This window comes from Adlercreutzia sp. ZJ176, from assembly GCF_011038975.1.
Taxonomy (GTDB): Bacteria; Actinomycetota; Coriobacteriia; order Coriobacteriales; family Eggerthellaceae; genus CAAEEV01.
This window is the reverse complement of record NZ_JAAKEC010000001.1, coordinates 1-12,581: the sequence shown is the minus strand read 5'-3', so window position 1 is coordinate 12,581 and position 12,581 is coordinate 1. Positions and strand designations below refer to the sequence as shown.

The 12,581-nt window shown below is 65.4% G+C and carries 13 protein-coding genes; 10 read left to right on the top strand and 3 right to left on the bottom strand.

What is annotated here, in order from left to right; translation table 11 throughout:
- Positions 1 to 202 precede the first annotated feature (202 nt).
- On the bottom strand, positions 203 to 811 hold the full coding sequence (gene ngr / locus G7Y50_RS00065; protein WP_165046994.1) for a nigerythrin: 609 nt from the start codon (positions 809 to 811) through the stop codon (positions 203 to 205).
- Between the two features lie 424 nt (positions 812 to 1,235).
- Here ngr and G7Y50_RS00060 point away from each other — a divergent pair, with 424 nt between their 5' ends.
- The 4 genes from G7Y50_RS00060 (at position 1,236) to G7Y50_RS00045 (ending at position 5,754) form a co-directional block, all read left to right on the top strand.
- Entirely contained in the window at positions 1,236 to 2,891 is a 1,656-nt protein-coding gene (locus G7Y50_RS00060) for an aminopeptidase 1 (RefSeq protein ID WP_165046993.1), read from the top strand.
- 190 nt (positions 2,892 to 3,081) lie between these two features.
- Positions 3,082 to 3,252: a hypothetical protein gene (locus G7Y50_RS00055; RefSeq protein WP_165046950.1), complete on the top strand. Its 171-nt coding sequence runs from the start codon at positions 3,082 to 3,084 to the stop codon at positions 3,250 to 3,252.
- A gap of 129 nt (positions 3,253 to 3,381) precedes the next feature.
- Positions 3,382 to 3,906 (top strand): ferredoxin domain-containing protein, encoded by a 525-nt coding sequence (locus G7Y50_RS00050; RefSeq protein WP_165046992.1) that lies wholly within the window; start codon positions 3,382 to 3,384, stop codon positions 3,904 to 3,906.
- Between the two features lie 324 nt (positions 3,907 to 4,230).
- Positions 4,231 to 5,754: an IMP dehydrogenase gene (locus tag G7Y50_RS00045; RefSeq protein ID WP_165046990.1), complete on the top strand. Its 1,524-nt coding sequence runs from the start codon at positions 4,231 to 4,233 to the stop codon at positions 5,752 to 5,754.
- Between the two features lie 287 nt (positions 5,755 to 6,041).
- On the opposite strand, the gene G7Y50_RS00040 is transcribed toward G7Y50_RS00045, so the two are convergent.
- Both G7Y50_RS00040 and yihA read right to left on the bottom strand, forming a co-directional pair.
- Positions 6,042 to 6,647 carry an adenine phosphoribosyltransferase gene (locus G7Y50_RS00040; protein WP_165046977.1) on the bottom strand — a complete coding sequence of 202 codons (606 nt, stop codon included), beginning with the start codon at positions 6,645 to 6,647 and terminating at the stop codon, positions 6,042 to 6,044.
- Between the two features lie 129 nt (positions 6,648 to 6,776).
- Entirely contained in the window at positions 6,777 to 7,379 is a 603-nt protein-coding gene (gene yihA / locus G7Y50_RS00035) for a ribosome biogenesis GTP-binding protein YihA/YsxC (RefSeq protein WP_165046973.1), read from the bottom strand.
- Between the two features lie 203 nt (positions 7,380 to 7,582).
- Here yihA and G7Y50_RS00030 point away from each other — a divergent pair, with 203 nt between their 5' ends.
- The 6 genes from G7Y50_RS00030 to G7Y50_RS00005 form a co-directional block, all read left to right on the top strand.
- On the top strand, positions 7,583 to 7,822 hold the full coding sequence (locus G7Y50_RS00030) for a hypothetical protein (protein ID WP_165046969.1): 240 nt from the start codon (positions 7,583 to 7,585) through the stop codon (positions 7,820 to 7,822).
- 320 nt (positions 7,823 to 8,142) lie between these two features.
- Positions 8,143 to 8,796 carry a YveK family protein gene (locus G7Y50_RS00025; protein WP_165046965.1) on the top strand — a complete coding sequence of 218 codons (654 nt, stop codon included), beginning with the start codon at positions 8,143 to 8,145 and terminating at the stop codon, positions 8,794 to 8,796.
- A gap of 13 nt (positions 8,797 to 8,809) precedes the next feature.
- A complete protein-coding gene (locus G7Y50_RS00020) occupies positions 8,810 to 9,670 on the top strand; it encodes a CpsD/CapB family tyrosine-protein kinase (protein WP_165046963.1) in 861 nt (286 codons plus the stop codon).
- 5 nt (positions 9,671 to 9,675) lie between these two features.
- The gene (locus G7Y50_RS00015; protein ID WP_165046959.1) at positions 9,676 to 10,329 is read left to right on the top strand and encodes a tyrosine-protein phosphatase; all 654 of its coding nucleotides are present in this window, start codon (positions 9,676 to 9,678) and stop codon (positions 10,327 to 10,329) included.
- Positions 10,330 to 10,872: 543 nt separating this feature from the next.
- Entirely contained in the window at positions 10,873 to 11,400 is a 528-nt protein-coding gene (gene loaP / locus G7Y50_RS00010) for an antiterminator LoaP (protein ID WP_241156392.1), read from the top strand.
- Positions 11,401 to 11,610: 210 nt separating this feature from the next.
- Positions 11,611 to 12,581: glycosyltransferase family 4 protein (locus tag G7Y50_RS00005; protein ID WP_165056897.1), on the top strand; the 971-nt coding region annotated here is incomplete at its 3' end.

The following is a 12,581-nucleotide window of genomic DNA, read 5'->3' as shown; positions in this document are numbered from 1 at the left end:
AGAAGGACCGCAGCGGTCCTTCTCCTATCTCACGCTATGAGTCAACGTCAGCGAGAAGCGCGGAGGTGTTCGCAACTGGCGCGAAAGCGAGGCGAAGCGTATTTCGTACGCGAGCCTCGCTTGGAGCGACAAGGGCGGGTGCCTCTGCGCTTCGCAGCGTCGGGCCGTTCCGTCGTTGCGTCAGCGACGACGGAACGCAATGCTAGAAAGCCTTGAACTTGTCCTTCGGGCAGAGGCAGATGGGGCACTTGTCGAAGTCGTCGCCCTTGTGGATGTAGCCGCACACGGGGCACAGGTAGTACGCGTCGTCATCGGCGGCGTCGATGTCGTTGTACGCCTGCAGGTACAGCTCGGCGTGCACGGACTCGGCGAGCTTGGCGCGGGTGAACACCTGCACGGCCTTCTTCTCACCCTCCTCGACGGCCTTCGCGATGAACGCCGGGTACATGTCGGAGGTCTCGTAGATCTCGCCCATGGCGCCTGCGATCAGGTTGAGGTCGGTGGCAGCGCCCTCGGCGGCCGGAGCGGCGGGGCGCTCGTAGTCGGGCTCCATGCCCTTGATGACGGCGGCCTCGAGGCCGATGTGCACCTGCTCGGCGGCGGAAGTGGCCTCGAACAGGCGGGCGATCTGGTCATAGCCCTGCTCGCGCGCGGCGACGGCGCAGGCGGCGTACTTCGCGGAGGCGCCCGTCTCGCCGCACACGGCGGCCTTCAGGTTCTCGAGCGTGGTGCCCACGGTGGTGGTGCTGTCAGCCACGATGTTGAAGTTGGTGGAGTTGCCGGCGGTGGGGATGTTCGCGCGAACCTTCATGTAAAGCTCCTTTTCCTCGTCTCCTGGGGATGCTCCATTGATGGATCTCGCACATTATAGAAGCGCCGCGCTCAGGGTGCCAGCGTGCGCGGCGATATTTCCGACAAGAAACGAGCGTAAGCCAAGGGAAACTTTCGTCAGGCGCGTGGCAAGCGTTTTGGTGCGGCTGGCGAGCGCTCGGCGGCTGGCGGAAGCTGGCGAAGCGCGCCGCGCCCGGCGGGGGGGGGAGCGGCCGTCCGGCCAACCAGCCGCGGCGTGAAAATGTTTCACGTGAAACATCCGTACGGTGACTTGCTCGCGCGAAGCCGCCGTACGCCGTATAATGGGCGACGAGACATGACGGGTAACTGACCAGCTGCGAAAGCCAGCTGCGAGGGCCGCACCCGCGCGAGGCGGGCGCGCCTTCGGGAAGGAACGTGGAACCATGGAACGTGAGGTGGCGTGGAAGAAGTACGATGAGGCGGCGCTGGCCGAGGTTGACGCGCTGGCGGCCGACTACATCGACTTCATCTCGAAGTGCAAGACCGAGCGCGAGTGCGCTCAGGAGATGATGAAGCTGGCGGGGAAGGCGGGGTACCGCAGCCTCGACGCGTGCGTGGAGAACGGGCTTGCGCTCAAGCCGGGCGACAAGGTGTGGACGCACGCGCACGGCAAGGCGATCGTGCTCGTGCACGTGGGCGCCGAGCCCCTGCAGGACGGCATGAACATCCTGGGCGCGCACATCGACTCGCCGCGGCTCGACCTCAAGCAGAACCCGCTGTACGAGAAGGACGGATTCGCCCTGCTCGACACGCACTACTACGGCGGCATCAAGAACTACCAGTGGGTGGCGCTGCCGCTCGCGCTGCACGGCGTGGTGGCGAAGACCGACGGCACGGTGGTCGACGTGGTGATCGGAGAGGACGAGGGCGACCCGGTGTTCTGCGTGACCGACCTGCTGCCGCACCTCGGCCGCGCGCAGATGGAGAAGAGCGGGAACAAGATCGTGGAGGGGGAGGACCTCGACCTGCTCGTGGGGAACAGGCCGCTTTGCTGTTCCGCTCGTCCTGACGGCGCAAACGACGCGAACGACGCGAGCGACACAGCTGCTGCGCTCGACGGCGTTGCGAACGATGTGAGCGCTGCGGCTGCTGACGTTGCAAACGCTGCGGCTTCCCGTGGCACCCAGTCTTGCCGGGCTGACGGAGGCTCGCCTACCGAAGGAGGCTTCGCCCCCGCCAGCCCGTCAATCTCGGGCGCCACGGAAACCCTCGCTGGCGTTACGAACGACCAGGGAGGGGGCTCTTCTCCCAAGGACCAGGTGAAGGAACCGGTGAGGGCGCTCGCGCTCAAGCTGCTCGAGGAAAAGTACGGCATCGCCGAGGAGGACTTCCTCTCCGCCGAGCTCGAGGTGGTCCCCGCCGGCCGCGCGCGCGAGCTGGGCTTCGACCGCAGCATGGTCATCGGCTACGGGCAGGACGACCGCGTGTGCGCCTACACGTCGCTCGTGGCGCAGCTGGCGCTGGCCGCCGAGGGCGCGCCCGTCCCGCGTCGTACGGCCGTGACCGTCCTGGTCGACAAGGAGGAGATCGGCAGCGTGGGCGCCACCGGCATGGAGTCGGCGCTCTTCGAGAACGCCATCGCCGAGGTCATGGAGCTCGTCGGCGAGGGCGGCACGCTGCCGCTGCGCCGCGCGCTGGCGAACTCGCGCATGCTCTCGTCCGACGTGAGCGCGGGTTTCGACCCGGCCTACGCGAGCGTGTTCGAGGCGAAGAACGCCGCGTTCCTCGGCCGCGGCCTCGTGTTCAACAAGTACACGGGCGCGCGCGGCAAGAGCGGCTCGAACGACGCGAGCGCCGAGTACGTGGCGCGCGTCCGCCGCGTGATGGACGACGCGCAGGTGAGCTTCCAGACCGCCGAGCTGGGCAAAGTCGATGCGGGCGGCGGCGGCACCATCGCGTACATCCCCGCGCGCTTCGGCATGGACGTCATCGACTCGGGCGTGCCGGTGCTCTCGATGCACGCGCCGTGGGAGGTCACCAGCAAGGCCGATATCTACGAGGCGCGCCGCGGCTACGAGGCGTTCCTACTGAACGCGTAACGTACCCCCACCCCTGCGCGATCTTGTTGAACGCGTAATGTGAACCTCCGTGCGATCCTGTTGAGCTCGTAATACGAACTCTCGTGCGCGTGATCCCGCTTCCCCTCACGCGCGGTTCCGTGCGTTGATTCGCGCACTTCGCGCAACCTTCGTGTGTGAGCTCGCGCGCGACCGCCCCCGATTGTTTCACGTGAAACAATCGGGCGGTTTTTCGAAACGCGTTTCGCAAAACACGCCGGAAGAAAAACACGCCGGAAGAAAGCAGCAGGAGGAGAGGGAGAAGGAGAGGGAGAAGGAGAGGGAGAAGGAGAGGGAGAAGGAGAGGGAGAAGGAGAGGGAGAAGGAGAGGGGGGAGCGGTGAAAGCACCGGGGCGCCCTTTCGCGGGCGCGCGGCGAAGCAAACGCGGCATTGAGCTGCAAGACGAGACGAGACAAGACGAGACGAGACAAGACAAGACGAGAAGAGACGAGAAGAGGCGAGGAGAACCTTATGATCATGAACGAACGCGATCTGCGGCACGCGCAGGCGGTCGACATCGCGCAGAAGATGATGGTGGCGGCGCGCACGGCCCCGAAGGGCAAGGGCGTCGACATCGTGGAGTGCGCCGTGGTTGACGGTGATGACGCCGAGCGCCTCGCGCAGGAGATGGAGCGCGTGTCGGAGGAGACGGGCTTCAAGTTCTTCCTGCGCGACGCGAACAACGTGCGCGCGAGCGAGTGCGTGGTGCTCGTCGGCACGCGCGAGAAGGCGCACGGGCTCAACTGCGGGCATTGCGGCTTCGCCACCTGTGCGGGGCGCTCGCAGGGCGTGCCATGCGCCATCAACAGCGTGGACGTGGGCATCGCGCTGGGGTCCGCCTGCGCGACGGCGACGGACCATCGCGTCGACACGCGCGTCATGTTCTCGGCGGGCCTCGCCGCGCAGCGCCTGGGGATGCTCGGCGAGGGCGTGCGCCAGGTGTACGGCATCGTCGTGAGCATCTCGTCGAAGAGCCCCTTCTTCGACCGCAAGTAGCCGGCCGCGCGTGGGGTGCTGCGCGTGCCGTGTGCCGTTTGCGGATGCTCTCGAAAACTTCGCTATTCTCGGTGGAATTGCGCTGGTCAGGCTTTTATAATGGGCAATCATTCTGATTCGCGCGCATCGGCGCGTCGGCGCAGGTGAGCCAGTGCCAACGCGCCAGCGGGCCAGCGCGCTTGCGAGCCAGCGAGCCAACGCACGCGCACGCAAAGCCAGCGCACGCGCCGTACGCGCTGGCGCACCGGCGCTGCGGGACGTGCCGCATCGCGCGCGAAGGGGGAGAGAGTCAACGCGTCTGAATGAGAGAAGGAGCACACAGACATGGCCTACTACTACGATGAGCCATCGCGCACGTTCAACGAGTATCTGCTGGTCCCCGGGCACACGCCCTCCAGCTGCGTGCCGACTGCCGTCAGCCTCAAAACGCCCCTGGTGAAGTACCGCAAGGGCGAAGAGGAATGCCCCATGTCGCTCAACATCCCCATGGTGTCGGCCATCATGGCGGCGGTGTCTGATGACCATATGGCCGTGGCGCTGGCAACCGAGGGCGGCCTGTCGTTCATCTACGGCAACCAGTCCATCGAGGACGAGGCGGCCATGGTCAAGCGCGTGAAGGACTACAAGGCCGGCTTCGTCACCTCCGACGCGAACCTCTCGCCCGACATGACGCTCGCCGAGGTGGTCGAGCTGCGCGACCTCTACGGCCACTCCACCATGCCCGTGACCGACGACGGCACGGCGCACGGCAAGCTCCTCGGCATCGTGACCGAGCGCGACTACCGCCTGACCCGCATGAGCCTCGACGAGAAGGTGGTCGACTTCATGACCCCGCGCGAGAAGCTCATCGTGGCGCCGGTTGACACCACGCTGAAGGTCGCCAACGACATCATCTGGGACCACAAGCTGAACTCCCTGCCCATCGTGGACGACGACGACCACCTGGTGGCGCTCGTGTTCCGCAAGGACTACGACTCCCACAAGTCCAACCCCAACGAGATGCTCGACTCCCACAAGCGCTACATGGTGGGCGCGGGCATCAACTCGCGCGACTACGCCGAGCGCATCCCGGCGCTCGTGGATGCCGGCGTCGACGTGGTGTGCATCGACAGCTCCGAGGGCTACTCCGACTGGCAGAAGATGACCATCGAGTGGGTGCGCGAGCACTACGGCGACGACCTCAAGATCGGCGCGGGCAACGTGGTCGACGCCGAGGGCTTCCGCTTCCTCGCCGAGGCGGGCGCCGACTTCATCAAGATCGGCATCGGCGGCGGCTCCATCTGCATCACGCGCGAGACGAAGGGCATCGGCCGCGGCCAGGCCACGGCGGTCATCGAGGTGGCGAAGGCCCGCGACGAGTACTTCAAGGAGACGGGCGTCTACGTGCCCATCTGCTCCGACGGCGGCATCGTGTACGACCACCACATCTCGCTGGCGCTGGCCATGGGCTCCGACTTCGTGATGCTCGGCCGCTACTTCGCCCGCTTCGACGAGAGCCCGTCGAACAAGGTTATGATCAACGGCACCTACATGAAGGAGTACTGGGGCGAGGGCTCGGCGCGCGCCCGCAACTGGGGCCGCTACGACCTGGGCGGCAAGAAGACGCTCGCCTTCGAGGAGGGCGTCGACTCGTACGTGCCCTACGCCGGCTCGCTGAAGGACAACGTGGCGCTCACGCTGTACAAGGTGCGCGCGACCATGTGCAACTGCGGCGCGCTCACCATCCCCGAGCTGCAGGAGAAAGCCAAGCTCACCGTGGTGTCCTCCACCTCCATCGTCGAGGGCGGCGCGCACGACGTGGTGCTGAAGGACAAGAACACCTACGCGAGCAACGTCTCCATCCGCTAGATAGCGACTCGCCTGCAAGGGGAAGAAGCAAAAGCCCCGCCGCGGGGCTTTTGCCCGAGGGTTTGAAGAAGGCCCGCCACCTGCATAACGGTGGCGGGCCTTCTTGCGCTTCCGCGCTTCTTGCGTTTTCGCTCTCGCTCGGTGCTGTTTTGCGAAACGCGTTTCGCAAAACACGACGAAGAGGGGAGGAGGGGGTGCGCGGGGTGCGTGGGGCGCGTCGCGAAAGGAGCGCGTCGCGAAAGGAGCGCGTCGCGAAGGGAGCGCTGCGCAGAGGAGCGCTGCGCAGCCTACTTCACTTGGACGAGGGAGAACACCTCGACGTCGGTGGCGGTGGCGATGGTCGCGCGCGGGTTGAGGAACGCGAGCTCCATCAGAAAGCCCATGCCCGCGAGCTTGGCGCCGCAGCGCTCGATGAGGCGCACCTGCGCGTTGGCGGTGCCGCCCGTGGCCACGAGGTCGTCCACGATGAGCACCACGTCATCGGCGGTCAGCGCGTCGGTGTGGATGTGCAGCTCGTCGGTGCCGTACTCCAGCTCGAACGACTCGCAGATCGATTCGCGCGGCAGCTTGCCCGGCTTGCGCGCGGGCACGAACCCGGCTCCCAGCGCGCGGGCCACGGGCGCGCCCACCATGAAGCCGCGCGCCTCGGCGCACACCACCTTGGTGATGCCGCGGTTGGCGAAGTGGCCGGAGATCGCGTCGACGACGGCAGCGAACCCCTCCGCGTCGGCCAGAAGCGGCGTGATGTCCTTGAACACGACGCCCGGCTCGGGGTAGTCGGGGATGCTGACGATGAGGCTCTCGAAGTCGAAGTCGGTTGCGGCGGTGGTGGAGGCCGCGGGGGCGGTTGCGGTGTCTGCGGCAGCCGCGGAGTCGGTTACGGGGGTAGTCACGGGTTGTTCCTTTCCTGCTCTGCGCGCTCAGCGCCTGACAAGGGCGCAGACGCGCGGTTGACCATGTGCTTTGCTAAGGGAAGCGCTATCAAGCGCTGATTGCCGTCAGGCGCCTACGTGCTTCGCGTCTCAGAAGCACGTCTTTTCGCAGTCCTCGATGGAGCGCGTGATGAGCGTGCGCAGCTCGTCGATGCCGTCGCCCTTCTCCGACGACGTCACCACCAGCGGCGTGTCCTTCGGCAGGTCGAGCGCCTTCTTGATGGCGGCGCGCTGCCTCATCTGCTGTTGGCGGGAGAGCTTGTCGGCCTTGGTGAGTACCACGGCGAACGGCAGCTCGGCGTCCTTCAGGAAATCCACCATGTTGCGGTCGAGCGCGCTGGGGTCATGGCGGATGTCGATGAGCGAGGCCACGAGCGCGAAGGCGCGGTCCTGGTTGAAGTAGCCCTCGATCAGCTCCGACCAGCGGTGGAGCTCGGACTTCGCCACCTTCGCGTAGCCGTATCCGGGCAGGTCCACGAAGTCGTAGCCGTTCACGTCGTAGAAGTTGATGGTGACCGTCTTGCCGGGCGTCTGCGACACCTTCGCCAGGCTCTTGCGGTACATCAGCTTGTTGAGCAGCGACGACTTGCCCACGTTCGAGCGCCCCGCGAACGACACCTCGGGCCGCGCCGAGGCGGGCAGCTGGGCGGAGGTCCCGTAGGCGGCTTTGAAGCTGGCGACGTGGAAGTTCATGGGCGTTCCTTACCTGCGGTTTCGAGACGGCCTGCTTATGGTAACCGATGGGAAAACCAATGTCACGGCCAGGGGGTCTGCAGATTTGCGGGAGTATCGTGGAGCAGGAGTGCGAGCATGCTTTAATGAGCGCAACACGCGAAGCGTGAAGAACTGCAAGGGCACGGCACGATACGCGCGAGGAAGCGCAGGAAAGCGAGGCGATGATGACCGCATCGAAGATCAAGGCAGACAACGGCGCGTTTGATGAGGACGGCGCGCTGCACATATCGGGTCTCGACGTGATCGAGTCGACCACGCGCAGCGACTGGCCGGGCGTGACGTTCAAGGGCGCGCCCGAATCGGGCGACAGCGTGCCGCGGGCGCATGTGACGTGCCCGAAGTGCGCGAGCACGTGCCCGGCTGACGCGGAGGTCTGCTGGAACTGCGGCGCCACGCTGTAAGGCCGCGTCCGGCGAAAGCGCTCGCAGGCGGCTTACGCCCATCGGCCGAGGGTCGGTGGGTGGTTTCCCGCGCCCGGCGGAAGCGCCGGCTGCTCGCGCCTGCGAGCCGCAAGCGCCTCCCTCTTTCCCACATCTCCCTCCTCTCTCCTCCTGTCATTCGTGACGTTCTTTTCTGCTGTTATTACGGGGCGGGAGACATAGTCATGAGAAGCTCGCTTATCTTTGATACAATGCAGAGTCGATTCTGCGTGGATCGGCGGGTGTAGAACACTATTCTCATCTGCGAATACAAGTGATACTTCATCAAAAAGGAATCGGGTATGACCTTACTTGAGCTATTGAAGCTGATGCGCAAGCACCTCAAGCTTGTCATCGTGCTGCCCATCGTGTGCGCCTTGGCGACAGCGGCGGTAAGCTGGCTGGTGCTGCCGAACACGTACACGGCGAGCGTGTCGATGTACGTTCTCACGAAGGCGTCTGACAACGGGAACACCATCACCAACAGTGACCTGTCCGCCAGCCAGATGCTCACCAACGACGTGGCCACGCTCATCAAGAGCGACCGCGTGATGGCAGACGCGGCTTCCGAGCTCAACATGGACAGCCTCTCCGGATACGAGATCGACGTGACGAGCTCCACCACCTCGCGCGTCCTCTCCATCTCGGTGACAGGCAAGTCCCCCCAGTCGGTGGCCGTGGTGGCGAACCAGCTTGCCAAGACCACTGACAGCGTAGCCCAGGAGGCCATGAACCTCGAGAGCGTGAGCGTGATCGACGAGGCGACCGAGCCCACCTCGCCCTCCGGCCCTCCGCGCGTCATGTACACGGCGGTGGCGTTCCTCGCGGGCTTGTTCCTCGCGGTGGCCATCATCGTGCTGCTGGACATGCTGAACACGCGCGTCCGCAACGCCGAGGAAATCGAAGAGCTGCTGGGCGTTCCCGTGGTGGGACGCATCCCGGTGATCAAGGGCTAAGGGGAGGTTCACCATGTCGAAAAGCAAGAAGTCATCCTCTAACGCGCTTGAGGTGCAGAACGCTGCGAAGACGCTGTTCGCGAACATCCGCTTCATGTCGCCTGACGAGCCCATCCGCACCATCGCCCTGACGAGTTCGGTGCCCAACGAGGGCAAGTCCACCACGTCGATCGAGCTGGCGAAGGCCATCGCCACGTCGGGCAACACGTGCCTGCTGGTCGAGGCCGACATGCGCCGCCGCTCCCTGTCGAGCATGATGAACGTCCGCGGGCGGGCGGGTTCGTACGCGGTCCTCACCGACCAGGTGTCCCTCTCCCAGGCCATCGTGCCGACGTCGACGCCGAACCTGTTCTTCCTCGACGTCGAGCCCAACATCCCGAACCCCGCCGACATCATCTCCTCGAAGCGCTTCCACAAGCTGGTGGGCATGCTGGAGGAGAGCTACGACTACGTGATATTCGACACGCCGCCGGTGGGGACGTTCGTCGACGCCGCCATCCTCTCCACGCTGGTCGACGGCACCATCTTGGTGGTGAAGCCGAACTCCACCAAGCGCGACGAGCTCCTGCACGCCTATGAGCAGCTGCAGAAGGCCGACGCCCGCATCATCGGCGCCTGCGCGACGTTCGTCGAGGGCACGGGCAGCGAGTATTATTATGCGTACTACACCGAAGACGGCAAGCGCGTGAAGAGCGACAAGAAGGCGGAGGTCGAGTCGGCGCCGCTGCCTGCTGCTTCGCGTCGGTCCGGCGGACATGCTGTCCCGAGCGCGAGCGAGCATCGTGAGTCTCGCGAGCAGCGCGAGCAGCGTGAGGCCCAGTACGGACGCGTCAACCACGCGGGGGGGAAGAACAACCCGCGTAAGAACAAGTAGCGCGCATGCGCGACATGCACTGCCACATATTGCCGGGGGTCGATGACGGCGCGCGCAACCTGCAGGAGTCCCTCGCCATGCTCGAGGCGGCGAAGGCGGCGGGCATCACGTCCATCGTGTGCACGCCGCACGTGCGCGACCCGTACTTCGACTACGACGCCATGTGGGATGCGTATGACCTGCTGTGCGCGCATGCGAACGGCTTTCCCATCCAGATGGGGTGGGAAGTCAACCACTCCAAGCTCATGGAACTGGGCATGGAGTGGGCCGACTACCTGTGCTTCGAAGGGGGCAAGGAGTTCCTGCTTGAGCTTTCGAGCCGCTGCCAGAAGCATCACTTCCAGGAGTACGAGCGCACCATCTTCGAGCTGCAGAGCCGCGGGTACCAGGTGATCATCGCACACCCCGAGCGCTACCGCGCCATCCAGGACGACATCGAGATCGCGCGTGACCTGGTGAAGATGGGCTGCAAGCTGCAGGCGTCGGCCGACTTCGTGGCGGGCGGGCGCCTCGGACGCGAGAAGAAGCCCGCCAAGCGCCTGTTCGAGGAGAACCTCTACACCTACATTGCCAGCGACGCGCACAACGTCGAGCACTACCAGCTCTTCGCCGAGGCGAGGAGCACCTACCGAACCCGAGGAAAGCACGCCGCCCTCTAGCAAGGCAGGGCGCGCAGCAGGCGCGAAGCCAGCGGGCGTGCAGATTGGCTGACTGGCTGGTCAGCCGGCGTCAAGGTGCACCTCCCTTCACATTTCCACCAAAACTCATAGGCTGGTTTCGCCGGCGAATGGCGCTCGAGGGGCGCCTTTTTGCTCGGCGTGGCGCTTTCGTTGCGAAAAAGCAATGCTTCATAGCTGCTTCGTGGCTGCTTTGAGCGCGCGGCGGGGAGCGGGGTCGCGCCTCACGTGATGTTTACGAAGAGGGGCGTTTTGTTATGGTAAACTAAGCGCTGCTGTTTCGTTGAGTGCCGTTGACGAGCTGTTTTGCGAGCAAGGTCTTGACGGGCGCACATAGGCGAAATCGATGCCGCGTGCACGTTTTGCCAGGGGAATATCGTTGTTGCAAAGGATGCTTCTTGGAGCAAGGGCGAAGCTATGCCGCTGCTCGTTCAAGAGGCTCTCTTTTTCCCTGCTTCGCCGGGGAAGGGGAGGCTTTGCTCTTTTTCGGCGCCTCTGCGCCGAAGGAAGCGGCAGGAGGTACCGGTGGGTCAGGGCCAAAAGTGGTATGTGGTCCAGGTGTACACGGGTTGCGAGGAGACCGCCCGGACGCTCATCGGGCAGGTGGCAACTGAGGGCGAGGTGCGCGAGTGCTTCGTGCCGAAGTACGAGACCATGATCAACTTCCGCGGCGAGTGGGTGAGCCGCACCAGGGCGCTGTTCCCCGGCTACCTGATCGTGGTGACGGCGAACGTGGACAAGCTCGACCAAGCGCTCAGGAAGGTGGCCGCGTTCACGCGGCTCCTCGGCAACGACGAAGGATTCATCCCCCTCGACGCGAGGGAAATCGACTGGATCAGCGCCTTCACGCAAGAGGGAAGGCGCGTGGTGGGGATGTCGGAGGGAGTTCAGGAAGGCGACGAGATCACCATCCTGAAGGGCCCGCTGATGAACCACACCGGCTGGATCAAGCGCATCAACAAGCGAAAGCGCCTCGCCTACCTGGAGATCCAGATGTTCGGGCGAACGATAACGACAAAAGCAGGCTTAAACATTGTCAGACGAAAGCCATAAGGGAATAACGGGAAAGCAAGCAGGCGGCCTGAGGGTCCCTGCTGGTTTTGGGGTGCGCGCTCGCCGAGCGATCGGCTCGGGTGCGCTCCCCTGCGCCCTGCTGGGTCAATTGACCCAGCAGGCTCGGCGCGTCTGGCGGGATGCGGGGGCTTGGAGCGCCCGCGTATGGGCCGCCCGCGTCCTCGCTGCCCGCGCAGGGAGGACGGTCGCGTGACGGTCGATGGCTCCGCTAGCTGCGCATACCTCGCGCTGTTCGCAGTCGCCCTGGTCGTGACGCTGGCCGCGACGCCGGCCGCGGGCAAGGTCGCGTGGAGGCTCGGCGCGGTTGACTATCCGAGCGGCCGCAGGGTCAACACCAGGCCGACGCCGCGAATGGGCGGAATCGCGGTCATGCTCGGGCTGATCGCCGCCTTCGCCGGCGCGCTGGCCCTCTCCGGGCCCCTCGGGTGGGAGCCTGCCGACGTCTTCCCTCCCGAGAGCGGCGTCAGCTACCTCGGCGTCGCCCTCTCCGTCCTCGTCATGTTCCTGACCGGCGCGATCGACGACGTCTGCCATCTCACGCCGATGAACAAGTTCTTTTGGCAAGCGGTTGCGGCCTGCATTGCGGTAGCAAGCGGAGTTCTCATCGGCGATCTGATCAGTCCCATCGACGACAGCCTCCTGGATCTCGGCTGGGTCGCGTACCCGGTGACGGTCGCGTACCTCGTCTCGTTCGCCAACATCATCAACCTCATCGACGGCATCGACGGCCTGGCCTCGGGCGTAGCGGCCATGGTCGGCGCCACGCTTCTCGCGGTCTCCCTCATGGCGGGGCGCCTGGACGCGGCGGCCCTCGCGGCGGCCCTCGTCGGCGCCGCGCTCGGCTTCCTGCGCTGGAACTTCAACCCGGCTAAGATCTTCCTGGGCGACTCAGGCTCGCTGACGGCAGGCTTCTGCCTCGGCCTGGCGGCGCTCATGGGAACCACGCATATCACCAGCATCACATCGCTTCTGGTCCCCATGGTCATGGTCGGCGTCCCCATACTCGACACGCTCGCCGCGATCGTGCGGCGCACGCGCGTGGGCGTGAGCATCGGGACGCCCGACAAGGGCCACATCCACCACCGGCTCCTCGGCAGGGGCTACGGGCAGAGGGCGGCGGTCGCCATAATATACGGGTGCACGGCCCTGCTGTGCCTGTG

Excerpts from the sequence above, each read along its gene's own strand:
- ngr (WP_165046994.1), bottom strand. The coding sequence starts at position 811 with ATGAAGGTTCGCGCGAACATCCCCACCGCCGGCAACTCCACCAACTTC.
- G7Y50_RS00060 (WP_165046993.1), top strand. The coding sequence starts at position 1,236 with ATGGAACGTGAGGTGGCGTGGAAGAAGTACGATGAGGCGGCGCTGGCC.
- G7Y50_RS00050 (WP_165046992.1), top strand. The coding sequence starts at position 3,382 with ATGATCATGAACGAACGCGATCTGCGGCACGCGCAGGCGGTCGACATC.
- G7Y50_RS00045 (WP_165046990.1), top strand. The coding sequence starts at position 4,231 with ATGGCCTACTACTACGATGAGCCATCGCGCACGTTCAACGAGTATCTG.
- yihA (WP_165046973.1), bottom strand. The coding sequence starts at position 7,379 with ATGAACTTCCACGTCGCCAGCTTCAAAGCCGCCTACGGGACCTCCGCC.
- G7Y50_RS00030 (WP_165046969.1), top strand. The coding sequence starts at position 7,583 with ATGATGACCGCATCGAAGATCAAGGCAGACAACGGCGCGTTTGATGAG.
- G7Y50_RS00025 (WP_165046965.1), top strand. The coding sequence starts at position 8,143 with ATGACCTTACTTGAGCTATTGAAGCTGATGCGCAAGCACCTCAAGCTT.
- G7Y50_RS00020 (WP_165046963.1), top strand. The coding sequence starts at position 8,810 with ATGTCGAAAAGCAAGAAGTCATCCTCTAACGCGCTTGAGGTGCAGAAC.
- G7Y50_RS00015 (WP_165046959.1), top strand. The coding sequence starts at position 9,676 with ATGCGCGACATGCACTGCCACATATTGCCGGGGGTCGATGACGGCGCG.